This window comes from Chitinophaga sp. LS1, assembly GCF_034274695.1.
In the GTDB taxonomy this organism is placed as follows: domain Bacteria; phylum Bacteroidota; class Bacteroidia; order Chitinophagales; family Chitinophagaceae; genus Chitinophaga.
This window is the reverse complement of sequence record NZ_CP128362.1, coordinates 21,409-46,363: the sequence shown is the minus strand read 5'-3', so window position 1 is coordinate 46,363 and position 24,955 is coordinate 21,409. Positions and strand designations below refer to the sequence as shown.

General features: G+C 38.8%; 25 protein-coding genes. 13 read left to right on the top strand and 12 right to left on the bottom strand.

Going from position 1 to position 24,955, the window contains the following annotated elements:
* Window positions 1-43: 43 nt before the first annotated feature.
* From QQL36_RS00200 to QQL36_RS00190, 3 genes are all read right to left on the bottom strand, one after another.
* Window positions 44-265 (bottom strand): hypothetical protein, encoded by a 222-nt coding sequence (locus QQL36_RS00200; RefSeq protein ID WP_321568525.1) that lies wholly within the window; start codon window positions 263-265, stop codon window positions 44-46.
* A gap of 27 nt (window positions 266-292) precedes the next feature.
* Complete coding sequence (locus QQL36_RS00195; RefSeq protein WP_321568524.1) at window positions 293-631, bottom strand: NAD(P)-binding domain-containing protein; 339 nt, start codon at window positions 629-631, stop codon at window positions 293-295.
* A gap of 94 nt (window positions 632-725) precedes the next feature.
* Window positions 726-1,484: a glucose 1-dehydrogenase gene (locus tag QQL36_RS00190; protein ID WP_321568523.1), complete on the bottom strand. Its 759-nt coding sequence runs from the start codon at window positions 1,482-1,484 to the stop codon at window positions 726-728.
* A gap of 249 nt (window positions 1,485-1,733) precedes the next feature.
* On the opposite strand from QQL36_RS00190, the gene QQL36_RS00185 reads away from it, so the two are divergent.
* From QQL36_RS00185 to QQL36_RS00175, 3 genes are read left to right on the top strand one after another with little or no spacing between them, the layout of a single operon-like run.
* Complete coding sequence (locus QQL36_RS00185; RefSeq protein WP_321568522.1) at window positions 1,734-2,993, top strand: site-specific integrase; 1,260 nt, start codon at window positions 1,734-1,736, stop codon at window positions 2,991-2,993.
* Window positions 2,986-3,960, top strand: a complete 975-nt coding sequence (locus QQL36_RS00180; RefSeq protein ID WP_321568521.1) for a tyrosine-type recombinase/integrase — start codon at window positions 2,986-2,988, stop codon at window positions 3,958-3,960. Before QQL36_RS00185 ends, QQL36_RS00180 begins: the two co-directional genes overlap by 8 nt.
* 4 nt (window positions 3,961-3,964) lie before the next feature.
* Window positions 3,965-4,984, top strand: a complete 1,020-nt coding sequence (locus tag QQL36_RS00175) for a tyrosine-type recombinase/integrase (RefSeq protein WP_321568520.1) — start codon at window positions 3,965-3,967, stop codon at window positions 4,982-4,984.
* 490 nt (window positions 4,985-5,474) lie between these two features.
* Here QQL36_RS00175 and QQL36_RS00170 read toward each other — a convergent pair whose 3' ends face one another.
* Window positions 5,475-6,257: a transposase gene (locus QQL36_RS00170; RefSeq protein WP_321570544.1), complete on the bottom strand. Its 783-nt coding sequence runs from the start codon at window positions 6,255-6,257 to the stop codon at window positions 5,475-5,477.
* Window positions 6,258-6,596: 339 nt separating this feature from the next.
* Between QQL36_RS00170 and QQL36_RS00165 the strand changes: the two genes are divergently transcribed.
* Complete coding sequence (locus tag QQL36_RS00165) at window positions 6,597-8,018, top strand: AAA family ATPase (protein ID WP_321568519.1); 1,422 nt, start codon at window positions 6,597-6,599, stop codon at window positions 8,016-8,018.
* A gap of 234 nt (window positions 8,019-8,252) precedes the next feature.
* Here the strand turns inward: QQL36_RS00165 and QQL36_RS00160 are convergent, their stop codons facing one another.
* The 4 genes from QQL36_RS00160 to QQL36_RS00145 are packed head-to-tail and all read right to left on the bottom strand — an operon-like array spanning window position 8,253 to window position 10,919.
* On the bottom strand, window positions 8,253-9,179 hold the full coding sequence (locus QQL36_RS00160) for a helix-turn-helix transcriptional regulator (protein WP_321568518.1): 927 nt from the start codon (window positions 9,177-9,179) through the stop codon (window positions 8,253-8,255).
* 32 nt (window positions 9,180-9,211) lie between these two features.
* A complete protein-coding gene (locus QQL36_RS00155) occupies window positions 9,212-9,577 on the bottom strand; it encodes a DoxX family protein (RefSeq protein WP_321568517.1) in 366 nt (121 codons plus the stop codon).
* On the bottom strand, window positions 9,574-10,572 hold the full coding sequence (locus QQL36_RS00150; RefSeq protein ID WP_321568516.1) for an SDR family oxidoreductase: 999 nt from the start codon (window positions 10,570-10,572) through the stop codon (window positions 9,574-9,576). Before QQL36_RS00150 ends, QQL36_RS00155 begins: the two co-directional genes overlap by 4 nt.
* Before the next feature lie 11 nt (window positions 10,573-10,583).
* Window positions 10,584-10,919 (bottom strand): EthD family reductase, encoded by a 336-nt coding sequence (locus QQL36_RS00145; RefSeq protein ID WP_321568515.1) that lies wholly within the window; start codon window positions 10,917-10,919, stop codon window positions 10,584-10,586.
* Between the two features lie 220 nt (window positions 10,920-11,139).
* Between QQL36_RS00145 and QQL36_RS00140 the strand changes: the two genes are divergently transcribed.
* From QQL36_RS00140 to QQL36_RS00110, 7 genes are all read left to right on the top strand, one after another.
* A complete protein-coding gene (locus QQL36_RS00140; protein WP_083725315.1) occupies window positions 11,140-12,360 on the top strand; it encodes a PQQ-binding-like beta-propeller repeat protein in 1,221 nt (406 codons plus the stop codon).
* A gap of 115 nt (window positions 12,361-12,475) precedes the next feature.
* Entirely contained in the window at window positions 12,476-12,676 is a 201-nt protein-coding gene (locus QQL36_RS00135) for a hypothetical protein (RefSeq protein ID WP_321568514.1), read from the top strand.
* A 161-nt stretch (window positions 12,677-12,837) separates the two neighbouring features.
* Window positions 12,838-13,191: an S-adenosylmethionine decarboxylase gene (locus QQL36_RS00130; RefSeq protein ID WP_321568513.1), complete on the top strand. Its 354-nt coding sequence runs from the start codon at window positions 12,838-12,840 to the stop codon at window positions 13,189-13,191.
* A gap of 11 nt (window positions 13,192-13,202) precedes the next feature.
* On the top strand, window positions 13,203-14,447 hold the full coding sequence (locus QQL36_RS00125) for a DUF4178 domain-containing protein (RefSeq protein WP_083725321.1): 1,245 nt from the start codon (window positions 13,203-13,205) through the stop codon (window positions 14,445-14,447).
* 4 nt (window positions 14,448-14,451) lie between these two features.
* Window positions 14,452-14,664, top strand: coding sequence for a hypothetical protein (locus tag QQL36_RS00120; protein WP_321568512.1), 213 nt, complete (start codon window positions 14,452-14,454; stop codon window positions 14,662-14,664).
* Window positions 14,665-14,672: 8 nt separating this feature from the next.
* On the top strand, window positions 14,673-16,193 hold the full coding sequence (locus tag QQL36_RS00115) for a polyamine aminopropyltransferase (RefSeq protein WP_321568511.1): 1,521 nt from the start codon (window positions 14,673-14,675) through the stop codon (window positions 16,191-16,193).
* Window positions 16,168-17,811 carry an NAD(P)-binding protein gene (locus QQL36_RS00110; RefSeq protein ID WP_321568510.1) on the top strand — a complete coding sequence of 548 codons (1,644 nt, stop codon included), beginning with the start codon at window positions 16,168-16,170 and terminating at the stop codon, window positions 17,809-17,811. Before QQL36_RS00115 ends, QQL36_RS00110 begins: the two co-directional genes overlap by 26 nt.
* 825 nt (window positions 17,812-18,636) lie before the next feature.
* Here the strand turns inward: QQL36_RS00110 and QQL36_RS00105 are convergent.
* From QQL36_RS00105 to QQL36_RS00090, 4 genes are all read right to left on the bottom strand, one after another.
* Window positions 18,637-18,798: a hypothetical protein gene (locus QQL36_RS00105; protein WP_321568509.1), complete on the bottom strand. Its 162-nt coding sequence runs from the start codon at window positions 18,796-18,798 to the stop codon at window positions 18,637-18,639.
* Between the two features lie 975 nt (window positions 18,799-19,773).
* Window positions 19,774-19,962, bottom strand: a complete 189-nt coding sequence (locus tag QQL36_RS00100; protein WP_321568508.1) for a hypothetical protein — start codon at window positions 19,960-19,962, stop codon at window positions 19,774-19,776.
* 51 nt (window positions 19,963-20,013) lie between these two features.
* Entirely contained in the window at window positions 20,014-20,595 is a 582-nt protein-coding gene (locus tag QQL36_RS00095; protein ID WP_321568507.1) for a hypothetical protein, read from the bottom strand.
* Window positions 20,596-20,814: 219 nt separating this feature from the next.
* Window positions 20,815-20,997 (bottom strand): hypothetical protein, encoded by a 183-nt coding sequence (locus tag QQL36_RS00090; RefSeq protein ID WP_321568506.1) that lies wholly within the window; start codon window positions 20,995-20,997, stop codon window positions 20,815-20,817.
* A 101-nt stretch (window positions 20,998-21,098) separates the two neighbouring features.
* On the opposite strand from QQL36_RS00090, the gene QQL36_RS00085 reads away from it, so the two are divergent.
* Both QQL36_RS00085 and QQL36_RS00080 read left to right on the top strand, forming a co-directional pair.
* Window positions 21,099-21,947 carry an SPL family radical SAM protein gene (locus QQL36_RS00085; RefSeq protein WP_321568505.1) on the top strand — a complete coding sequence of 283 codons (849 nt, stop codon included), beginning with the start codon at window positions 21,099-21,101 and terminating at the stop codon, window positions 21,945-21,947.
* Window positions 21,948-21,949: 2 nt separating this feature from the next.
* Entirely contained in the window at window positions 21,950-24,505 is a 2,556-nt protein-coding gene (locus QQL36_RS00080) for a UvrD-helicase domain-containing protein (protein WP_321568504.1), read from the top strand.
* Window positions 24,506-24,955: the final 450 nt, after the last annotated feature.

The following is a 24,955-nucleotide window of genomic DNA, read 5'->3' as shown; positions in this document are numbered from 1 at the left end:
ACACTGATTTTTCTATATCCTGTTCTGAAAAGCCCCTTTGCACTTAAAGCTTAATAAAATTCTGACTGTTTAACGGCCAATTAAACTGCTGTAATCTACCGCCGGCTGCAAGCGTGCCGAGGTCGATGGGCGCAAAGCCGATTTTACTGAGAATTCCGCTCACGATGGCCTTCGCATCTTTATCATCGCCGGAAATAAAAAGAGCCCTCTTTCCGTTTCCAACAGACGGATCTGCGGCAAGTACTTTGGCTGAGAGGGTATTCATCGCTTTAACGATCTTCGCGCCCGGTAACTAATTTTGCACAACTTCACTTGATGCCAGTCCACCATCTTCTATTCCGGTACCATATTCTAAACGATTGGTGGCGTCGATCACGATCTTTCCGTTCCAGTCCGTAAGTTCGGTAAGATCCTTGACCTTAGTCCAGGGTACTGCTAGTAGAATAATATCCGCTGCAGCAGCCTCAGACGCTGTTACAGCTTTTGCGCCGGTTCCCAGTTGTGATACAATATCGGTAAGGGATTCAGGTCCCTTACTGTTACTGATCAGGACCTGAAAATCATTGGCCAAAAATCGAGTAGCTGCAGCTTTGCTGATATGCCCTGCTCCAAGGATGCCTATTAATTTCATAGTTTTATTCTTAATAAAAGTATTATATGGTTTGGTAAAACCAACGTCAATCAGTGATATATCTTATTGAGTTTTATTTTTGGGGATTACGATTTTAAAAACCGTACATACCACCCGATACGGAAATTTGCTCACCGGTAATCCAGGCGGCATCATCTGAAGCCAGAAATACTGCTGCTTTCGCAATATCGGCGGGCTGGCCTCTACGGCCAAGCGGTGTTTTTTCGACAAACATCTTTTCATACTCACTGCCGGCAGTGACGCCCGCGCTGGTTGCACCTTCCGTGTCCGTAGCGCCCGGCAAAATAGAATTGATACGAACGTTTTTAATACCTAGCTCCTTAGATAAAGCAATCGTGAAGGCATCCAGTGCCGCTTTAGTTGAAGAGTATAATGAGGCATTTTGAAGAGGAGATTTACTTGCACCCGAACTGATATTGATGATGTTTCCGCCCTTATCGCCAAAAAGTTTCAGCGCTGCCTGAATAGTTAATATAGGTCCTAACACATTGACGTTAAAACTTTTACGAAATTCTTCTGCTGAAATTTGTTCAATAGGCGCATACCCCTGATATACCGCGTTATTTACTAAAATATCCAGTGTGCCGAAAGCATGCTCAGTTTCTTTAAACAGCCTGATCACATCGGCTTCGTTTGATACATCGGCCTGTACCGCAATGGCTGTGCCACCATTATCGGTTATCGCTTTAACCACTTTGTCCGCTCCTTCTTTACTGGAAGCATAATTTACAACAACCTTTGCGCCTGCAGCAGCAAAATGTTTGGCAATAGCTGCACCTATTCCTTTGGAAGCACCGGTAACTACCGCTACCTTATTTTCTAATTTACTCATGATTTCCATTATTAATTATATTCAAGTCCTACGGTTTTTTCCGTTCTGATTTACACTTCAAAATTGGTGCATCTTAAGGAACCGCATACTGACACGGATCATTAAATACACACGATTATGGAAACAAATATGTTATGTAAACTTTGCGACTAAGATCCACTGTTTACAGCCATATCCTGCACTAAAAGTTTACATAATATTATCTTCTACATGGGTTAGTAATGTCACTTCCCCTTAAAAGATAATATTATGACTAAAGTTTACCGCTCTTATGGAGCTTTAACAAAGGCGGCTTCTGGATATCTTAAAGACATAGGTAGAAGCGAATCTACTATATCTATGTATAACTGGATCTGGGGGAGGATTAAAAAGTACATGGATATTAACAAGATTGTTCATTGTTCCTCAACAACAGTCGCCGATTATATCAACGCCACCTATGGTTTGCGGCCAATACCATCATTAACGCATCACGAAAAGCATTCCCTGCGGTGCGCCTTATGTTTAATACAATTTGCAGAGACAGGCAGGATGATTGAAGTGATACGTCGCAGGGAATGTGTAGTACTTTCTGGAGAAATTGGTAATGAAATTGCAGCTTATGTCGAATCCAAAAGAAAATTGAGGTTGAATGTCAAAACATTGCACAGTTACTCCTATTATCTATACCAGTTTTTAAAGTACTTAAATGCAAGTGAAATACACGCCTGCAATACAATATCTTCACTCGCCCTGATGAAGTACACGTCAAACTTACTGCCTGAAGCTGCGGGAGCTAAACATCTTGCCTTGTCCATAATCAAAGGTTTTTTGAGATATCTGTATGAACAAAATAAGACAGCCAGAGACTTTTCTGTAATTGTTCCTAAAGACAATTATAAAAAGCAACCAAAGCTGCCATCGACCTATACAAAAGACGAAGTACGTACGATATTAAACTCTATCGATAGAAGCACCGCTTTGGGAAAGAGAGATTATGCTCTGCTAATCCTGGCAGTACGCTTGGGAATGCGAGCTTCTGACATTAGCCGGCTTAAGTTTGAAAATATTCGATGGACTGAGAATAGTATATCTTTTAATCAGTTTAAAACAAATGAAAAAGTGGTGCTTCCGTTAACCACAGATGTTGGCGAAACCCTCATAGATTATATCAAATATGCAAGACCAACCTCCAATGATGCGCATGTTTTTCTTGAAAAGCAGTTCCCTGTTATACCGATTAGTGCTAAGAGAGTGTCATTGACGGCGAGCAGGAATATTACAAAGTCAGGAGTCTTTATTGGTGAGCGAAAACATGGTTCACATGCATTACGACATACAATGGCCAGTTTCTTACTAGAGCAGAAAACGCCCTTACCCGTTATATCAGAATTGCTCGGGCATGCCAGTACACAAACCTCGATGTGCTATTTGCGCATAGATATGGAATCGTTACGCCAATGTGCGATGGAAGTGCCGGTTGTTTCTGAAGCGTTTTATACGCAAAAAGGAGGAGCATTTTATGAATAATAAATATAAGAACCCTGGTATACTGGCGCCTATTGTTCAGGAGTATATCAATATGAGAAAGAACCTTGGCTTTAGATCTGAAGCTCAGAAGTATAGTTTGTTTGCTTTTGATGCTTTTGCTTGCAAAGAAGGACTTTCTTCCGTAACCATTACAAAAGAACTGGCTGAAAAATGGTGTAACAGGCGCCCTGATGAAGCTACAGATACCTGGAGCCACAGAAACTGCTTTTTACGTCAGTTTGCTATCTATTTATCTAATCTTGGATATGATACTTATATTCCCTGTAAGGTATTTACAAAACATGACAACTTCATTCCTTATATATTTTCTGATGATGAACTAGGAGCTATCTTTAAAGCCTGCGACACACTGGATCTTTATGATAAGCATGCCAGAAGCAACCTTTTTGTACTACCGGCTTTTTTTCGAATGCTGGCAGGAACTGGTATTAGAATCGGTGAAGCGTCGGCATTATTGAACAAAGACGTTAATCTTGATCAAGGGTATATCGTTCTACGCAACTGTAAAAACGGTAAAGACCGGATGGTGCCCTTATCAGAATCGCTGGTCGAAGTCTGCAGGCAGTACAGGAAATACAGAGAACTGCTTCCTCATCACAGTGATTGCTTCTTTGTTAAGATGAATGGCTGCCCTTGTCCACCAAATAGCTTCTTTCATTGGTGGACTAAGATACTAAAAGCGGCCTCTATACAACGTCGTGGAAAAACAGTTGGTCCGAGGATACATGATCTTCGACACACTTTTTGTGTTAAATCCATGGCTTCCCTGGCAAAGGAAGGAAAAGATCTGTACTATATACTTCCCATACTGTCTACCTATATTGGCCATCAGTCTATAGCAGCAACTGACAGGTATGTAAGAATGACTTCGGAAATGTACCCTGATCTAATAAGTCAGACCGATAGCATCTGCTTATATATCTTTCCTCACCTCAAAAGCCAGTAATCGTATGAAACAAACTCAATTTGCCAAATACTTAACCTACTTTATGGTGAAATATCTCGTTGGAGAAAGAGGTTGCTCGAAGAATACCGTTGCTGCTTACCGGGATGCAATAAGCCTTTTTATTATCCATATGCGCGATAATCACTACATAAAAGTGGATCATCTTGAATTTATAGACATAACACAGGAGCGTATCGTTGGTTTTTTAGAATGGCTTGAGACCGAAAGGAAATGTAGTATATCCACCCGAAATGTGCGTCTGGCTGCTATCCATGCTTTTGTCCGCTTCCTGATATATAAGTCTCCGGATTATATGGAAGAATGGCAGCGGATACTTGCTATCAAAGTGAAACGAGCCCCCAAAGCAACAGTAGTTTATTTAGGTGCTGACGGCATGAAACTATTATTGGCCCAGCCGGATACATCTACTCCTAAAGGAAGGCGGGATCTGACGCTCTTGTCGCTTATGTACGATTGTGCCGGACGGGTTCAGGAAATAGCTGATCTGGTTCCCGCCAGAGTCAATTTTGGAAAACCAACTTTGTTAAGGGTAACGGGAAAAGGAAATAAAACGCGGCTAATCCCATTGTCAGATCAGGCGACAGCCTCGTTAAAGATATATATGCAGGAAAACAGGCTTTTAGAAGGGAAGGCCACTGAGTACCCCTTGTTCAGTAATGGAAGAGGAAGCAAACTAACACGAATGGCTATTACCATGATACTGAAAAAGTATAGTGCGGCTGCTAGAAAAATAAACCAAGCCTTAATACCTGCCAATGTAAGTCCACACTCCTTAAGGCACAGCAAAGCTATGATGCTGCAACAGAACGGCGTGAACTTAATATGTATACGAGACTTTTTAGGTCATGAGTCAGTGACTACGACCGAAATATATGCCAGAATCGACAACAGGCAGAAACGAGAAGCGATAGAGAAAACAAGTCTTTCTCCAGATCTTTCTGAGGATCCATCCTGGCAAAAAGACAAAGGGCTGTTGAACTGGCTGGAAAGCCTTGCCAAATAAGTGAAGTGTTATGTAAACTTTTGAGTAAGGAAAGTCTTGTAAGTACTCGGGTTAAGCGTCAAAAGTTTACATAACATATTTGTTTCCATAATCCTGCTTATGTAAATATTTACATAAGCAGGATAAATGTCAAGTTGAAGTGGTGACTTAAATCAAGAAAACATGATAACTACTTATAAGACAATTATTTAATGCGGTTAGAAGTCAAGATGAAGAATTCCAGATAGACCACAACGGCATATATTCCATTGTTGAGTACTTTTTCTCATCCAGGAAAGTATAAAATTGGCCAAATAACCCGCTCCTTCAAGCCACAGAAGTAGCCGAAAGTATTCTTCTTATTTTCTTGCATATTGATAAACACTTCCAAAACTTCCTAAAAGGTCTTTTCTATTTCCTCAGATGTTTTTTCTGTGCGATGAGCAGCAGTAAAATCCTGTAATAAAGTGGAATAGATGTATGCATGACAACTATTTATTTATGAAGTTGTTTATACTTTTAATTTTCTACAAAAAAGGGTTATAAGAGCCAGCCATTGCAATGCCATCCATGTTTCAACAATTTTTTCATATCTGACAAGCAATGCTTTAAAAGCATCCATCCAGGCATTGGCATGTTCAATTTTTGTTCGTCTTTTGTAAAGTTGATCATCAAAATATCGGTATTCATCACTTTGCTTCTTTTGATTTCGCAAGTTGGGTTTTACATTTAATTCAATCTCGTAGTCAATGCATACTTGTTTTAAATCTTCGCTGTCAAATCCAGGATCGGCATTTACAAATATTCCATTGCAATTGATATCGGATTGTTCCAGAACCCCGATCATTTCTTTAAAGAGCTTCACTATATCGTATAAGTCATTATGCTCTCCACTTTGCGCTGTTGATACCGTCAGCATCTGACCTCTGTTGTCACATAAGAACAAACTATTACTGGTCTTTGAAGCTTTTCTGCCTTGATAACCTACCGCCTGGCCACCACGTTTGACTGGTGTATGGCTACCATCTAACTGGGCGCTTGACAGATCCAGCAGTTTCTTATTACAAGATAAAAGATTGATCCAAGCCCTCTTGAATGAACCGTCTTTACTCCATTTTAAAAAATACCTGTGAATATTTTGCCACGAGGTCGCCCCTTTATCAAAATATTCGCAAATACTCAACTCTCGCCACTGGCAGCCTGTTTTCATTCGCTTTAAAATCAACTGAACCACTTTTACTAAATCTATCCTGGCCTTAAAGCCTCTTTTGCCTTTGCTTAAATGTGGTAAAATCCAATCTCGTACCTTATCTTCGTCTATGAGTCCCAGAATTATTCGTTTTTATTTGCTAAAACAAAAATCCTTAATTCCTGGGACTTCCTTTTTTCCTTCAAAAAGTGTAAACAACTTCTATATTAAATTATTATTTGATCAGGATGCTGATATCGTTTTTTTTACCAAGCTCACCTGAGATTACGCTTAAGATTTGCGTGGACAACTGCTGCAGGCAATTTAAACAAGTTTGCGGCTCAATTTGGCTTTATCTTGATTAAAATTACACTTAGAGCCATTTTGATCTTCAATTTGGCTTTAACTATGAATTTACATGCCTTTAAAGCCAAATTGATTGGTATGAGTAATATTATTGGTAGAGAGAAAGAATTGAAGATCCTTGAAAATGTGAAACTATCAGACAAATCACAATTTGTTGCTGTATATGGAAGGCGAAGGGTTGGCAAAACATTTTTAGTAAGAGAAGCTTTTCAGCAGGATTTTACATTTTATCTTACTGGGGTTGCCAATATAAACCTGCAACAAAATTTATCCAATTTTCATAGAGCGTTACAAAAGTTCTATCCTAATCAATCAGCTCCGATGCCTGAAAATTGGTTTATAGCATTTGCACAACTGGAAGATTTATTATCAAAAAGCAGTAAGAAAAAAAAAGTGGTTTTTCTGGATGAACTGCCCTGGTTGGATACTGCACAATCTGGGTTTCTCCCCGCACTTGACTATTTCTGGAATTCATTTGCCAGTGCAAGAAACGATGTTATTCTTATTGTATGTGGATCAGCTGCTTCATGGATGATTAATACACTGATCCATAATAAAGGAGGACTACATAATAGAGTAACACAAAGAATACGCCTTGAACCCTTTACATTAAAGGAATGTGAAACCTTCTTTAAGAGTCGTGGCGGAGTATTTAATAGATATCAGTTAATTCAATTGTATATGGTGATGGGAGGTGTACCATTTTATCTTGACCATGTGGATATTGGTATGAGTGCCTCTCAGAATATTAATCGATTGTGTTTCCAGCGAGATGGATTATTGACAGAAGAATTTACAGATCTTTATACTTCTTTATTCAATAAAGCAGAAAAACACCTTTCAGTAATTGAAACATTAAGCACAAAAGCTAAGGGGTTAACCCGTTCTGAAATTATTAATAATACAGGATTGCCTAATGCCGGAAGTACAACAAAAATATTAAGTGAATTGGAGGAGAGTGGCTTTATACGGAAGTACACATCCTTTGGTAAAAAAGAGAAATATAGCCTTTATCAACTAAGTGATTTTTATTCTTTATTTTATATCAAATTCATACGGGGGAATCTTGCGCTGAATGAGAACGAATGGATGAATGGGCTTAATACTCCACAGCAGAGAGCATGGAGTGGATATGCGTTTGAGCAGGTTTGCTTTGCACATCTACCAGAAATTAAACATGCACTTGGCATAAGTGGCGTGCAAACAAATTGTTCGTCCTGGATAAACATGGATAAAGGAAGAAAACATCAGATAGATCTAATAATAGACAGAAAAGACGATGTGATAAATGTTTGTGAAATGAAGTTCTCTATGAATCCTTTTACCATAGATAAAAAATATAGTGAAGAATTATTATCTAAAGTAGACACGTTTCGAACAGCGACACATACTAATAAATCCATTTTTTTAACTATGATCACTACCTATGGAATGATAAGAAATGTTTATTCTAATAGTATGGTTCAGAATAGTTTTACTATGGATGATCTTTTTGTCTAAGTAAGTTGTTTGTAGATAAATAGGTGACCTGAATTTACCACATATCATATATAGAAATAATGAAATTATCAATTGATAATTATAAAAATTTACTGTCTAAAGATCTGGTAAAAAGATCTGAAAAGTGTATCGTAAGAGAATGTGATGAAATTGAGAAAAATAAGTATCAGGCTTATATCAACTATTCCTTATGATCATTGGAAGGCAGAAAGTGAATCGATTTATCAACTTAAATCAGTTAAACGATTGCCTGAATGCTAAAGGCGACCAATTGGTTTTGCTTTTGAAAAGTCTGCTGAAAGCCTGTGAATGTTCAAAACCAAGTTCATAAGCGATTTCACTAATGGAAAGATCTGTTGTGGATAATTTTTCTTTCGCCTTTTCAATGACCTTGTTATGCACATGTTGTTGTGTTGTTTGTCCTGTAAGCACTTTAAGCAAACGACTTAGATAACTTACAGATACGTTTAATTGGGCTGAAACATATTGAACTGTTGGCAAGCCTTTCGAAATTAAATGATCATCGTTGAAATATTTATTGAGTAACTCTTCCAAACGGATTAAGATTTGATGATGCGCTTTTTCTCTGGTAATAAACTGGCGATGGTAAAACCGTTCGCAATAGCTCAGTAAGTTTTCAACATGTGTCACAATGATTTGCTTGGTAAAATCATCAAGATTAGAATGATATTCCTGCTGAATGTTTTCAATTATTCCGTTGAGTATTTTTTCTTCTTTTTCGGAAAGAAATAAAGCTTCGTGAACTGAATAATCAAAGAAATCATATTGTTTTATGCTTTGGGCAAGTGGCGTGTTCCAAATAAAATCGGGGTGAATAAGTAAAATCCAGCCGGATGGACTTTTAGACATTTCCTGTTCAAATATTTCAACATTCAATACTTGATTAGGCGACATAAAAAACAACACACCGTCATCTTCAAAATCGTAATTAAGCTGTCCGTATTTATACTTTATTCCATCCATTCTTTTTAATGCAATAGCATAAAAATCAAACACAACCTTTATTGAAACTCGCTCTGGTCTGTTAGTGATGGAATCTATATTTATCACACTAATTAAAGGATGTTCAGGTTTTGGAATACCTAAAACCCGATGATATTCACTGATAGATTTTATGCTATGCGGCTTCATGTTTATCATAGTTGAAGATACAGATGTTTATCTATTGCTATTCACAATTTAATTGAGCTTCCAAGCATACGTTGCAATAATTCAGGGAATCGATATGCACTTGCAACCCAAATGACAATTTGAATAACTATTACATTTACCACAGGCGTATTAGTCATGAGATGAACAGCAATGGCACCTCCAAAGTAAGCAATCGCTAAAAGCGCACCAAGAACCCCCGTTTGTGGAAAAATAAAAATTATTCCAATCATTATTTTTAATACGCTGAGAAGAATTTGATTTCGTCTGCCACCATAACCCGATTCTAATTCTTTGGCTTTACTATTTGCTGAAAGATTCATCATCCCGCTTCCAATAGAAACCAACGCAACTAATCCTGTTGCTATCCAATATAAGGTATTATTCATTGTCTGTGATATTCATTAGCAAATTCTTTGACGTAATCTTTCAATTTCGTTTTACCTAAAACCGGGCGGTGCTTGTAATAATCCTGATACAAATAAGAATTTTCACCACCACGTCCGGCTGCCTGCATTTCTACAAATGCTTGTGCAATGCTGGGACTCCATTTCATCCTTTTCATGGCATTTAATAAATGCTTATCAGAAATCTGTCCCCACTTCAGATAAGGCTTTCCGATTTCGTCGCCCAATGCTTTTGCTACCTCATTACAAGTCATTTCTTCACTTGCGACATAGCGGAATGTTCTGCCGCTAAATGGGTTTTCTATTTCTTCTGCTATCGTGCTTGCAATATCAAGAGGCGAAACCAAAAGGCTAATATCATTTCCTCCCAGGTTAGAAACGATTACGCCACGTTTTCCGCCCATTAAACCACCTAAGCCATAATAGTAAAGTGCCATAAATATGCCTATAACACCTTTACTTAGTTGCTTTATTACCTGTGCCAATGGCAATATATTGAGGAATAAACCGACAGGTCGCATAAATTTTATGGAAACATCAGAAGGTAATTCATTCAAAATTTTTTCTGCGTAATAATGATGTTTTAATAACCCATTCTTGCTGTCTGTATGTGCACCGATACTGCTAAGATGAATTACTCTCTTTACACCCGCTTGTAAAATTGCTTCTTTATATTTTGTAACAATATCATTGATATTGTTCAGCATATCTGTAAACGTAAAATTGGGGTTCGATAATTGGTCTGGAGCTATCGGGGGTTCCATAAGATAAACAATATCTGCACCAACAAATGTTGCTGTCAAAAAATCGGCGTCTTTTATAGAACCTATTGCTGCTTTTGCTCCTAAGGCTTCAATTATATCGTGCCGGTTGGCATTGTTGCTGATAATTGTTACAGAATGTCCGCTTGCAATCAATGCTATTGCAAGCGGTTTTCCGATGTTACCCAATGAACCTGTTAAAACTATTTTCGCCACAACTTTTCACTTTAATTGAGTTCGGAAATAATAACTTCGCTTATCTGAATATCTGGCTGAATCGTAGTAAAATTGTGCATGTCCCCTATAATTTTTCCGGCATTGGGGTTAAATGCTTTTTCAAAATCTTCAATACTATCAAAATACATATTTCCTATGGCTATAAAAGGTGCAATACTACCTGGCTTAGCACTTCCTAATCCTTTTTCCACAGTTGCCCCTTTGAGTGCACTTCCTAAAAGCTGTTTTGCCAGTGTAAGATGTGAACTGATATAATATTCCATATTAAAATGTTTCCCTTCCACATTGGGATACATAACACTTACTTTAATCATTCCTTTATTCATTTTCTGTATTATTTGTTGTTGCAAATGTCTTTACAACTCCCCCAAAAGAAGTAACCGTTTTTGACAATGTTGTAACCGAAAATGAAAAACAAAAAAAGGATAGTATTATAATGGCCTCAATCTTTAGGGGCAATATCTCAACTTTATTTCTGGTGTATTGTGAAATTAGTTAATTTGTTTATTCAATTTAACAAACTCTTATAATAAAGAATGCTACTGTATGTCATTTTTAAAAGAATGGAATGAGAAAGGAGCTTTGTTCGCTCAGCAAATCAATGAAATGGTAGCTTATGCCGCTGCGCATGGATGGGACAAAGTAGTACAAAAAGAAATATCCGATCAGCGTGAGCACCTTGCCCCGGAAATCCTGGCCGCTCTCCGCCAGGCTAACAAAAATAACACAGTAAATGCTTTTCGTGAAAGTTGCCCTCCGTCATTAGCCCCATTTGCAAAATACATTTCCGAAAAGTGCGAATCAATATGGGATATTCATTTTTTAGATGCTGACAGAGTTGTATTCCTGACCGGCGCTCCTTACCAAAAAAGACAGTCCTACCTGTGGGATCCCCAAAATGACAAATTGGAGAAACTGGATCCGGCTATCGTAGCGATTGGTAAATCGCCCCGGAATAACTGTTTTGCCATCGCGTCAAAGAATAGGATCATCACTACAGCAGGTTGGGATGGAGCCGTTATTTATGAGTTTAAGTATCCGGAAATGAAGATCACGCAGATGATACCATTTAACGATGGCCTGCAGGTATTGCTCATCACACCAAATGGTATTTATATTACTATAAATGGAGATTGTGTGTTGATTCATCCTGTATATTCCCAGGAGGAGGAAGAAGAAGATGATGATGATGATGCGGAATACGGCACAGAGATAGATATGGAGCATGGTGCTTTATCTCCCGATAATAAGCTGATTAGCTTTGGTGAACAGGCTAGTAACCACAGGGTTGGTGGTAACAATGGCATATTTAATATTGCGCCTGCATCTGAATACCCTCACTACACCATGTTCTCAAAAGATGGTGCACAGGTGTTGCTCAATTCCTGTCATATGTATCATGGCGCTACAATTATAGTTCCAACCAATAATCTGAAGAAAAAGCCGAAAGTTATTAATGAAGAAGACCGTGTATATGCGGGGGTAGCTACTGAAGAAGGGTTTATATGGGGTAATGCCTCCGGTTATATTAAAGCATATGACTATAAGGGGAAATACCTGTGGCAATATTATATAGGAGGCACGATCTCTGGAATGGCTGTTTCTGAAGATGAAAGCACGTTATACGTTGGTACCTATGCAGGCGGGCTACATCAGTTGAAACTCAATGCCGGTCAACGTGATAACCATACTATTGGCACAGGTAAACATTATGAAGAGTGCCGCTGGATTTTTTGGGAAAGTGAGGACGGACCTTTGAAGTGGTAAGTCATATGGCTGTTAAAAAGCCATGAGGATCTTTAATAACTCCCTTGCCTATTGTTTTTTTTACAGGATTCTTGATGATGAAAATATTAATTCGCACACACAAATTTTCTATATAATGATAACAGCTTACCATCGTATTGCATCTGACAATATTGATCTGCCTGTAGATATTACCATAGATTTTTCTCAAGGCGCGGATGGGATGCCGGAGATGGAAAAAGAAGCACGGTTTAAGTACTATAATACTCCCCCAAAGGGTATATTTGCCGCATTAGTTGGGTCAAATCCGAATATGAGGCAGTTCGTAAGTTCCTAATAGAAAAGAAGGGTTTCACAGAGAGAGTATCTAAAGAACTTGCCGCTCAATAAGATAAGTGCATAGCAGCATTCCTGGGCCATCCCCCCCCTCATTCAGCTAATTTTAGGATACAATTTCCCAATTTTGTAATATCTTGCTCCCAATCATTATTTATCCTTATGCAATACCAGCCGGGATTACACCTGTTAACCACAGTGTACTCCCCGAGAATAGACTTATTACAGCATAGCAGCTACTGGAAAACATTCATTCAGGAACAAATCGATCAACATCAGCTGACAGCTGTGGGGCACAACATTCATGATTTTCCAGGTGGCGGATTCACCGCCGTACACTGTTTGACGGAGTCGCATGTCTCTATTCATACCTGGCCGGAATACGGCTTATGTACCTGCGATGTATTCCTCTCTAACTTTAGGAAGAACAATGACCTGATTACCGAAGCGATCATGCAGGAGATCCTGCGCTTCTTCGAAGCTACCCGTCATGAATCCCATTCCCTGAGAAGATAACATTTATACCCATGAACAATTTTAAATGTCCCATTTGTAGTACTATCCTGTCAGTTTTTGATCCCGTAAGAACAGAAGTATTTGTTTGTCATTATTGTTATTCCACCCTACATAAAGAATCGCTGGCACCTTTAGCTTTCAGGCTGACAGGTAAGCTCAACGAACCAAAATACCACCAGCTGATCCCCCTGGGAGCCACTGGTATAATCAACGGCATAGAATATACTGTCATTACCTACGCAGAACGCGTAGAAGTCGGTCCTGACAAATACTGCTGGGTAGAATATACCCTCCGCAGGAATGAGGATAATGTAAACATCTTTCTCTCTACATTTAATGGTCACTGGCTGTTACTTTCCCCAACGGAAAACGATGGGCTGGTATATGAGCCTCCTCAGAAATATGCGCCAACAATAGATGTCGATGGTGTTACCCTTAAACACTTTCACAATTATCATGCTTTTTACCATGCGGTAAGAGGAGAGTTTCATTTTGATATCAACTTCTCCAAAAACATCCAGTGCTTCGAATATATCGCTCCTCCACAATTGCTGGCAGTTGAATATACTACTAAGACGGAGATTGATCTATTTTTTGGAGAGTACATACGTCCAAAACAAGTTAGCAAAGGATTCCTCAATGGTGGCCGGATGCCGCGTCGTACTGGCGTAGCGGCGGCCCAGCCATTTTATATCAATTTTGACTGGTTCCGCAGCTTAGTCGGTGTTATGATTTTTTGTGTATTGGCATTCGTCATCCAGTACTATTATAACCTTGATACAAGCCGGAAGGTAGTATCCTATATGCAACTGAAAGTGGATGATACTACTATGAACCGCCCCCGGGTGAGCGAAAGCTTTGTAGTTTATAAAATGTCCAATATGGAAGTTACTATCAGAGGGGATGTGGATAACAACTGGTGTGCAACTGATATCGATCTTGTCAATGAAAAAGATGGTAAGGAGCAGACTGTCGCACTGGAATCATCTTACTATCATGGGTATTCCGATGGAGAAAGCTGGGAGGAAGGAGATAAAGTAGCCTCTGCTTTTGTTTGTAGCATTCCTCCGGGTACGTATCATCTCGTAGTTACTCCCTATAAAGAAAACTACGGGTCGCCGGTATTTGCTACAGTAACAGCCACATGGAATGTATATACAATATGGAACCCGTTCTTTCTCTCCTTAATTATGTTGGTGATATGTATACTCGTCCAAATTTGGAATTATCTTTTTGAAAAAAAACGTTGGGAATAATATCATGGAAGAAAATATCAGTCCATTCAATATAATACGCAGAATCTGGATAAGAGATGGCTTCATCATAAGTGTTGCATCTATACTGCTGGTGTTACTTGTGATCGCGAATCATTACGGTTATCGTGTCTGCAATTGCGCCAGTACAGAGAAATACGTACCTGGCCAGGATAGACAGAACGGTCACTCCGGCGTTCATACTTTCTATCACAAATAATGGCGAATATGTTTAAGATCAATAGGCCGTTGGAATTCCTGTTATTACTATCAGTATTCGTAATCGCCACCTGTGGACTTATTTATGAGCTGATAGCAGGTACGCTTGCCAGTTATTTACTAGGCGACTCCGTTACACAGTTCTCCACCATCATCGGTTGCTACCTGTTCTCTATGGGGATAGGGGCATACCTGTCCCGTTTCTTTAAAAAAGAATTGCTCAGCTGGTTTATTCAGCTGGAAATCCTTGTAGGCCTGATCGGTGGTATCAGTCCCGCCGTCCTTTTTCTTTTATTCGACCAGGCAGCCTCTTTTCGCCTAATCTTATATTTGCTGGTAGGTCTTACGGGTACACTGGTAGGTCTGGAGCTACCCCTGTTAATGAACATTCTGAAGAATAGGTATGAATTCCGCGATCTGGTATCACGGGTATTTACATTTGATTATATCGGTGCGTTGTTGGCATCAATCGTCTTTCCGCTGGTACTCGTTCCTTATTTAGGATTGATACGTACCGCATGCTTCTTTGGTGTGCTCAATGTGCTGGTAGCGATCCTTGTCTGTGTGAAATTCAGATCGGAGGTAAAATGGGCAAGGTACTTAAATTTCAAAGCATTGGCTGTGATCGTGGTGCTGTTGCTCATTTTTGCCTGGGCAAATAAGATCATGTCCTTTTCGGAAGGACTGGCATTCCGCGATCCTGTTATCTTTTCCCATTCATCTCCTTATCAGCGTATCGTTATCACCCGCAATAATTATGAGCTGAGATTATACCTTAACGGCAATCTTCAGTTCAGCTCTGCGGATGAATACCGCTATCACGAAGCGCTTATACATCCTGCCATGCTGTATGGTGCACAACATAAGAGTGTACTGATACTGGGTGGGGGAGATGGCATGGCGGCCCGTGAAGTACTAAAATATGGAGATGTAGAAAGCATCACGCTCGTTGATCTCGATGCGAGTATAACGAAGCTGTTCAGGGAAAGTTCGCTGTTATCCGCACTGAATAAGCAATCTCTCAGTTCTTCCAGGTTGCAGGTGATCAATGCTGATGCTTTTCAGTGGCTCAAGAAAAATGAGAAGCTATTCGATATTGTGGTGATCGACTTTCCTGATCCGGGTAACTATGCTGTGGGTAAGCTATACACCACAGCTTTTTATAGAGAGCTGAGACATTCACTGGGTGACAGCAGCGTTATCGTTGTACAATCTACTTCGCCATTTGTGGCTCCTAAAGCATTCTGGTGTGTAGACAAAACACTACACGATTGTGGATACCATACCATTCCTTATCATACTTATGTACCTTCATTTGGGGAATGGGGATATGTGATGGCGTCTCCCACATCTCTCACAGATCATCATACAGCGATACCTGCTGGTCTGCGTTATTTCGCTGCGGATGTTTTCCCACAGATGTGCCAGTTCTCCGCTGATATGTATAAGAGAGACGTGCAGGCAAATCATTTAAACAACCAGGTACTGGTGCAATATTTTGAAGATGAATGGGGAAAATACCAGGAGTAAAATACTTACCCGCAAAGATTTTCTTTGGTATATGGCGCTGATTGCCGGGGCTACTGTCACGGAGACACAGTTTATCGCCTGTAGCAGGAGAAAGGATAAATATGCGCATATAAAAGGTAAAATAAACGGTGCCTCTGCAGCTATTGGTCATCAGCTCCGTAATGGTTCCTTTGCTACACCTGATCAAACAGAAATCCTCGATACGGTAATAATCGGTAGTGGTATTTCAGGACTTTCAGCTGCGTATCATTTGCTAAAGAATAATTACACAAACTTCAAAGTACTGGAGTTGGAATCACACCCCGGTGGCAATGCTGCGAATGGAGAAAATGCTTATTCTGCTTATCCGTTAGGGGCGCATTATCTGCCTGTTGCGAGCCTGGATAATCAGCCACTGCTGGACTTTCTGCACGATATTGGTATGATCACGGGTTATGACGATAAGCAGTTGCCTGTCTATCAGGAGACAGATCTTCGTTATGATCCGGAAGAGCGGTTATTTATTCGTAATCGCTGGCAGGAAGGATTGGTACCGCAATTTGGTGTGAGTGATGCAGCACAGGCAGAATTTCGCCGTTTCTTTGCGACGATGGAAAAGCTGCGTTGGCAGAAGGGCAGTGATAACCTGTACTTGTTCGATATACCTGTAGTCCATAGCTCAAAAGATCCGGAAACACAGGCGCTGGATAATATCTCAATGAAAGCATATCTGCAGCATGAGGGGTATCATTCAGAAGAAATTTACTGGTATCTGGATTACTGTTGCCGGGATGATTATGGGGCTGGTATAGAGATAATAAGTGCATGGGCAGGTATTCATTATTTTGCTTCCCGCAAGGGCAAGGCTGCCAATGCAGATAATGCTGCGGTGCTTACCTGGCCGGAAGGGAATGGACACCTGGTGAAAAAGATGAGTGATATTATAGGAGAGCGTATCCAGACTGATAGTCTGGCATATAAAGTAACACCTGCCGGTGATAAAGTATGGGTCGATTACCTGAATGTAAAAACAGGTACTACAAAACGAATCATTGCTAACACCTGTATCATGGCAACACCGCAGTTCGTTACGCATCGGTTATTACCGGATGGTGATTACGATCATAATTTCAACTATTCACCGTGGTTGGTAGCTAATATTACCCTCGATCCGTTATCTGATTCAAAAGGGTTCCAATTGTGCTGGGACAACGTTTTTTACAAAAGTCGTTCCTTGGGCTATGTAAATGCACAGCATCAGCGCTTAACATTGGAGGCCCCTACACAGCAGGTGCTGACATATTACCTGCCGCTGGATCACCTGCCACCTGCTGATTCCCGTAGATATGCATTGAATTTGCCACATGAGCAATGGGTGAAATTGATAACTGATGATATGGAAGTAGCACATCCTGGAGTTCACGCGCTCATTAAGGACATTGAAGTATGGATATGGGGGCATGGTATGATTCGCCCTACAGTTGGATTTATAACGGGGACGAACATAGCGGCTGCGCGGGAGAGTAAGCATAAGAATATCTTGTTTGCCCATTCAGATCTGAGTGGGATTTCTATATTTGAAGAGGCGTTTTACTGGGGTAATAAGGCTGCGGATGGTGTATTGGCTACTTCAGTGTAAACGGAAGGTTTTAGTTTAATTCCTATTTGAAAAAGAAGCCCAATTCGTTTGCTAAAGTAACTTATCAAAACACAACCCAAAGTTCTACAATGCAAATCATACCTCCTGCATTCAGGCTCCAGCCCAATCCCACACTACTGAGATGCTGCCTGAGGGTCAAGACGTAACCAAGATCCATTCCTAACGACCTGATATAGCCCCAAAAGGACTTGTTCGGGTAGGCACGTAAGTATTGGCTTTGAAACTTCAAAAAATGGAGACAAGTAGGTATCTAACTCATCGCCTTTCGCGAACAGAATAAATTCTAAGTCTAAATATTTGGATGCTTTTTCTACTTGGGGAGAGAATAAACTTCAAGTTTTGTAGATGCTATGCTAAAAGAGTTGGGATTTATTGATGGGAGTTTATGTGTAAGAATAAATGAAGCCATAAGTAATGGTATCCTAACTACTTAAACCGTATGATATGTGATATCGTTGAAGGTGTTTAAATAATGTTTGTTGATAGGTTGTATTAATGTTGTTAATTGCCGACATTAAGCTATAAAATTGATATTAATGTTGATATTTTCCATCAATTTTAATATTTATGTAAGTTATCTCCTAACGGTTATATGATAACCACAAGCGTTGGACTTACCCCAGAAAATAAAAACACAATTAAAGAATTATTTCACCCTTGCATAAAAGGCACAACTGATATATTAGGAAAAGACGATTTAAACAATCTCTTGTCAATGCATAATGATATTGAACTGAAATATTATAAGCTATGGTTATCCGGAACTAATATTTTAGAGAAAGTTTTACATAGCAAAATATATAATCAATCTACATCTTCCTGGATTACACCAAATTTTGCCCACTTAGCCGCCATTTGCTCACTATACTTAAATGCATCGGCGTATACAGAATAACCATATATTTCCAGCCTTGATGCGTGAGCAGCTCTCGCTTCCTGTTCCAGAAATTCCATAACCCGTCTCAAGCCACCAAGCTTTTCCCTTGCATTTTGGGGAAGCTCTATGGAAAAAATATGCCTTACAAAAGCACCATCTTTCATTCCTTTTACACCCCAAATTTTAGCATTTCCTACCTATATTTTTACCATATTGCCCAACAGGTGGGCAATACGGTAAAAAACGAAAAAGGGACCGATCATCTTTTAGATAATCAGTCCCTTTTAGCGGGCTGTAGGGGACAATCTTCGAACCTTTTTAATGAAGATTTATCTAAGATTGCGGACTTTCTACGAAAATATGAATAGCAAAGTAGCAGGCTGAAGAATATCCATCCCTTAGCCTGCTATTCTTTATTAGGTATCAGATAACCTGTTTTTAATAATTAATGCCCATACATGGGAATAGTAGGAGCGACAATTATAGAGCCTATTAAGCTATGGTATATAACCCATAGAAATACCGGGAACTATTGGGGCTGAGATTCCCTATGTCATTGTCAGGGAATCATCCGCCGAATGCTTGGATAGGGCCAGGCGTAGGGAGCTGTGAATATATGGGGGGATGATAATATTATTTTAATCTTTCTGCCAATCCTGTAGGCATTTTTATGTTTATTATATGCAGTTATGTAATTACCCATAATGGATATTTATTATCAGGAATGACCTCTGCTGCTCCACTTTAAGTAGGACGGATGATCGTTGCGTTATTTTTTGTCAACGGATGGTAGTGTTCCATTTTGATTTAAGCCGGCTGCAGGCCATTCTTCAAGCGCCTCCGCGTGCCAATGCCTACGGCATTGGCACGCGGAGGCGGGTTTGCTTCTTTTTTAAGAAAACCCAAATGGGACACTACCTGGGCAGGAACGGTCATTTGGAAAGTGATCATAGTACGACGTATGGATGATCTTCCAATGTCGCATCAGGGTCTAATCTTACATCTTGTTTTCCATATATTTTGAAAAGGAGTGCGCAATTATCTAACTTCTTTATAGGGATTTCTTATATCGTGATCTTTCGTAGTTTCTTCCAGTTCCTGCTTACATAAGCAGCCAGTTTGCTGGTACCAGTGGCATTGAGGCCACCGCATACGATGATACTGAATGTTGGTTTTGTAGAATGATTCACCTTTGCTTTTATGAAGCATGCAATATCGCTCAACTTATTATTGTCTGGGCGATGGGAGTGCATCTGACCATCATTTCCTTTTATCTGGATAGATTTTTGGCTGGGGGTAATATCTTAGTTGACATCCAATTTTATCATATTGGCAATGACAGGTGTAGTAGCTACCCTGCTTGAGAATTTGTTTGAGCTCAGGCCAATTGAAATGAAGGCTCCATATTGTTCCAGTGCTTTATCATCTTCGTATATCCTGACGGCTTCTTCATCGGTAAGGATCTCGGGAGAATCGAAATTATGATTGATCAAAAGTGCCTGTAGCTGAAAGGCGGCAAGGCTATCTGTTCTGGATAGTGAAGGGATTTCGGCTAAAGAGATCCTGGTATCAGGTTTACTTTCATTTGGGATGACAACGCCTTTGGCGAAGGAAGGGATGACGATGCCGATCTTTTTATCCGGTTGGATAGCAAAGAGATTGATGAGGAGCGGCGCATCACCGCCTTTGATGGCTTCAAAAGCGGTGACAAGTATGGTGGTGAGACAAGCGATCCCAAAGTCATACAGATACTTTGCATATGTTGTGAGTGTGGTCTCTGAAAAGGAGAATACAATACCAATAACGAAGGTGAGGATAGTTAAATAGGTAATGATCCTGATCTTGCCCTTAAAAAGGGATTTGATGAACAGATTCGCATTGAGCATCTTATATGTAGGGTTTATTACTGTAATATAAGTAAAATTACAATAATAGCCCTGATCATGACCTTCTGGCAGTGTCCCATTTGGGTTCTCTTAAAAAAGAAGCAAACCCGCGCGGCGACGGCGGGAGAATGGCCTGCGGCCGGCTTAAAATCAAAAATGGGACACTACCCAACGGATGATTCTGGAAATAGCTTATAGACAGCACTTGTTCCTCGTACATCAATTGCGCGAGTTTGTAACAGGTATTGCCTCCTTCTGCAGGTGTTTTGTCGGCAAGTACGTTTTGTTGCCATAGCTTTTCGTACAGATCCTGTATGGAGTGTAACTCGCCCATACGTAAGGTTGGAGTATAGATACGGCAGCGTACAAACCCATCCAGAATTGAATTGGAATACTTTCCATTTTTATCATTTATATGTTTATATATTCAATAAATTGAATTATATTACATTGTGTCGAATCTAATGAAATTTTAATCCCCAAAGGACCTCATCAACAAATTCATGGACCTTTTTTCAGAGTCAGAAGACCAAAACAGAAAAACAAGCATCGGTAATTGCTTGATAGAATACAAAAAAGCGTCTTCAATATTAACACCTGCATCAGGATTTATGAGTTCTTATGATTTTACACTAAATCCCTATTCTGGCTGCTCATTTGGTTGTACTTATTGTTATGCTGCTTTTTTTTCTCGTTCTGAAGAACAAAGAAATAATTGGGGTTTATGGTTGCAGGTTAAGGAAAACGCGCTTTCCTTAATTAAGAAATATCGTAACAAGGGGCTGCGTAATAAAATCATTTATATGAGTAGTGTTACTGATCCCTACCAACCAATTGAAAAGGAAATGGAAATTACAAGAAGCATTCTTAAAGAACTTTTAGAGTATCATCAACCGCGACTTGTAATTCAGACTAGAAGTCCTATTGTTTTAAGAGACATTGATTTATTAAGTCGTTTCCAAAATATCCAAGTCAATATGACAATTACCACGGACAGCGAAAAGGTTAGAAAAATATTTGAACCGCTTTGTCCTTCCAATGATAGCAGAATAAAAGCTATAAAAGAAATTAATGATGCAGGTATAAAAAGTTGCATTACCATGACTCCTCTATTGCCTGTATTAGATCCTGAGAGTTTTGCTATAAAACTTAAAAATACTGGCTTGACAAATTTTATTATACAACCTTTCCATACTGAAAAGGGGAAATTTATTGCAGGAACAAGAAGTGCTGCTATGAATTTAATTAAAGAATTGGATTGGACAGATGAAAAATATAAAATGACTGAGGAGATTTTACTAAATCATATCCCTAATCTAGGTATTGGCAAGGAAGGATTCAAGCCTATTTAAATATGAGTAAAGATATGTTAATTTCCTGGTTAAGGAACCAGCAACCAAAGCTTGAAAAAATCCTTTGCAAAAGTGCAGAGGAATATTATGGGTTAAACGTCTCGCAAAGAAATTTTTCCTATTGTACTAAACAAAGTTGTCAGGAACTATGGTTGTTAAATGACGGAAAAGATTTATGCTATGATCGCCCTACTATTGGCTTTTCTTATTCCTTGTGGTATCACCCTAAAAGAATCAATACTTTTCTTGAATATTTTACTGACCTCATTTATGCGTCACTAAAGGAAGGAAGCATTGAAATATTTGATCTTGGTGCGGGTACTGGAGCTGTCCAATGGGCTGTTGGATTAATTATACAAGGACTAAAGGAGCTAAGACTACAATGTCCTAAAATTAGGGTAATAAATGTAGATACTAGTGCCTTTATGATCAGCTATAATTACCATTTTCTCTGGAAATATTTTGTCCAAGAATATCCAGCTGCCCAAGATATATCTAAGAATTGTGACTATCAGCTAAATTCCTGGACAAATATAGATAGTGGAAACTACACTAATATTTGGATATGTGCTAGCTACCTTTTCGATCATTCAGATAATGCTAATGAAATCGTAAGTGAATTCAAGCTAATAATTGAAAATTATAAGCCTAATAAAGTTATTCTTTTATCCTCGTATCATAAACGAAAACATTGCGATGCTGTTGCTTCCGAACTCCGGAAACTGAATTTTAATAGTTATTTGAAAACCATTACACAACCTGTGTTTTCTGGATCACTTCAACAATTATATTCTTTTAGAGATTCTATTTCCCAAAAGCATAATCTTAACATGAAAGGAATTCCCTCTTGGAATATTGACAGCCTTTATGGTACCGTATTAGTAAATAAAACTCCAGTATTAAATCTGGATTTTAATAGTTTGAAGATATTCGCGCAGCCAGAAAAAGATAGGAGCCTGATCAGGATGTCTCCGCAACAATTAGATGCTGCTACAGTTTATGGACGACCTACTCTTATTATCGGACCAGCGGGGTGCGGGAAAAGCGTAGTGTTAACTCAAAAAGTGAAGAACATTCTTGAATCAACAAAAATTGGTAATGAGTATAATTCTAATATCAAAATCTTACTAACTACTTTTAACAAAGAACTTGTAAATTCATTAGGAGATTGGGTTGAACAGTTATTAGATAAGGGGAAGTTTACTCGTCATTATAAAAATGACTTTTACGGTAACCGGCTAAATTATAGTTACATTCAATTTAAGAATTCTAGTCAATTTAATATTTATATACTCCATTTTGATGTATTACCAACACAAATAGGCCATTTACAGGCACTGCGTGTAGCTCCTAATGGGACGGATATAGAATTATTTCATTTTGATCTGATGCAAAAAGCAATAGACATATACATTAAGACACACAACATCAATACAAAAGGAATTGAAAAAATATTAGATCCTGATTTTTTATTGGATGAATATCATCGTATTATATATGGATATGAATGCAATAAAGAAAAAGATTATCAAGAGCTTGAGCGTAAAGGGAGAGGTAATAACCCTCAATTAAAATTCAATTCAAAAAGAAGGACTATTATTTGGGGAATTGTTCGAACATATCTTGAAAGTTTGAAGAAGCAAAATATGGAATCATTTGTCATTAGGAGACATAAGTTCGTTAAAAAATTAAGGAAAGAAGGTTTCAATCAAAAATTCACTCATTTATTGGTTGATGAGTTTCAGGATTGCACACGGGCGGATTATGAGATATTTTACCAGTTACTTCAAACACCCAATAATTTAACTCTTGCGGGAGATATAGCTCAATCAATCAATCTTGGAGCAGCGTTACATGTTCCAAGAGCAGATGATCAGAGAATGGGAAATTTTAGTAAAAAGCTTCTTGAAGGATCTTTCCGGTTACCCTTTCGAGTTAGTGAATGTATAAAGCCACTATCACAAATTATCAATACAAAGTTTGGTAATCGGGAGGGGTTTCAATCTAATATTATCAGTCCTTATAAAGGTGCGCCTCCAGGTTCAAGACCTATATTGATTTATGCTAAAGATTCATCTAACGCAGCAATGAAAATTACCGAAGTGTACAATGCATTTAAAAAATCGCTATTATTAGATAAGCATAAAGTAACTATTTTTGAGCGTGATATTGAGTTAGCTAGAGAACTAAACCAATTAAATACTCCCGCAGAAATTGAAATCATACTTCGAACAAAAGGCCTGGAAAAACATTGTGTAGTTTGGTCTACCCGAACTAAAATTGATACAAAAGGTGAACATGAAGAGTTTATTTATACGATTTTTACCAGAACAGTTAGCCTATTGATTATAGTAATCTTTCCTGAAGTTCCTCTACTATATATCAATATATTAAAAAAATTAATTCCAGAAAGATTAATGAGATGGGATGAAGAAACGGAAATAAAATATCAGGAATTTATTAGTACTGAAAGCATCTTTCATGAAGAAGAAGATATGGACACTTCTGAAGATAATAGAGTTTTTGAAGAGGACACATTGGATACATTAATTACATAGCATACAAAATATTTATTATTTCTTTTACTCTGCTGAAAGTTAAACGTGTTGGAAAATACAACGATGAGTTCTCCTACCAGAATCAGATAAGGTAGATATCATTCGAACTGTGATTACACATCAATCATAATTTCCTAAAACCCCAAAGGCTCGAATGGCAAGATTTGAAGTCTTTATACTTACGCTGAATTAGCACTTCACCCTTCGATCCAATTATTTTAAAAATCTTCCAAGCCATGAATGGTGAATCCGGTTTCAAAAACTCTCAAAACAAAAAGCCTTTGGATACTTATCTGAAGGCTTTCACTTTTTTAGAAAAATTTGAGGAGAAAGAGGTATTCGCCCCCCGGACCTGTTACAGTCAAAATCTTATAAGTCATGACCGACAAATTCAATCTCAAACTTTCCCAAACAAAAAACGCCTTCAGGCATATAACCTGAAGGCGTTTA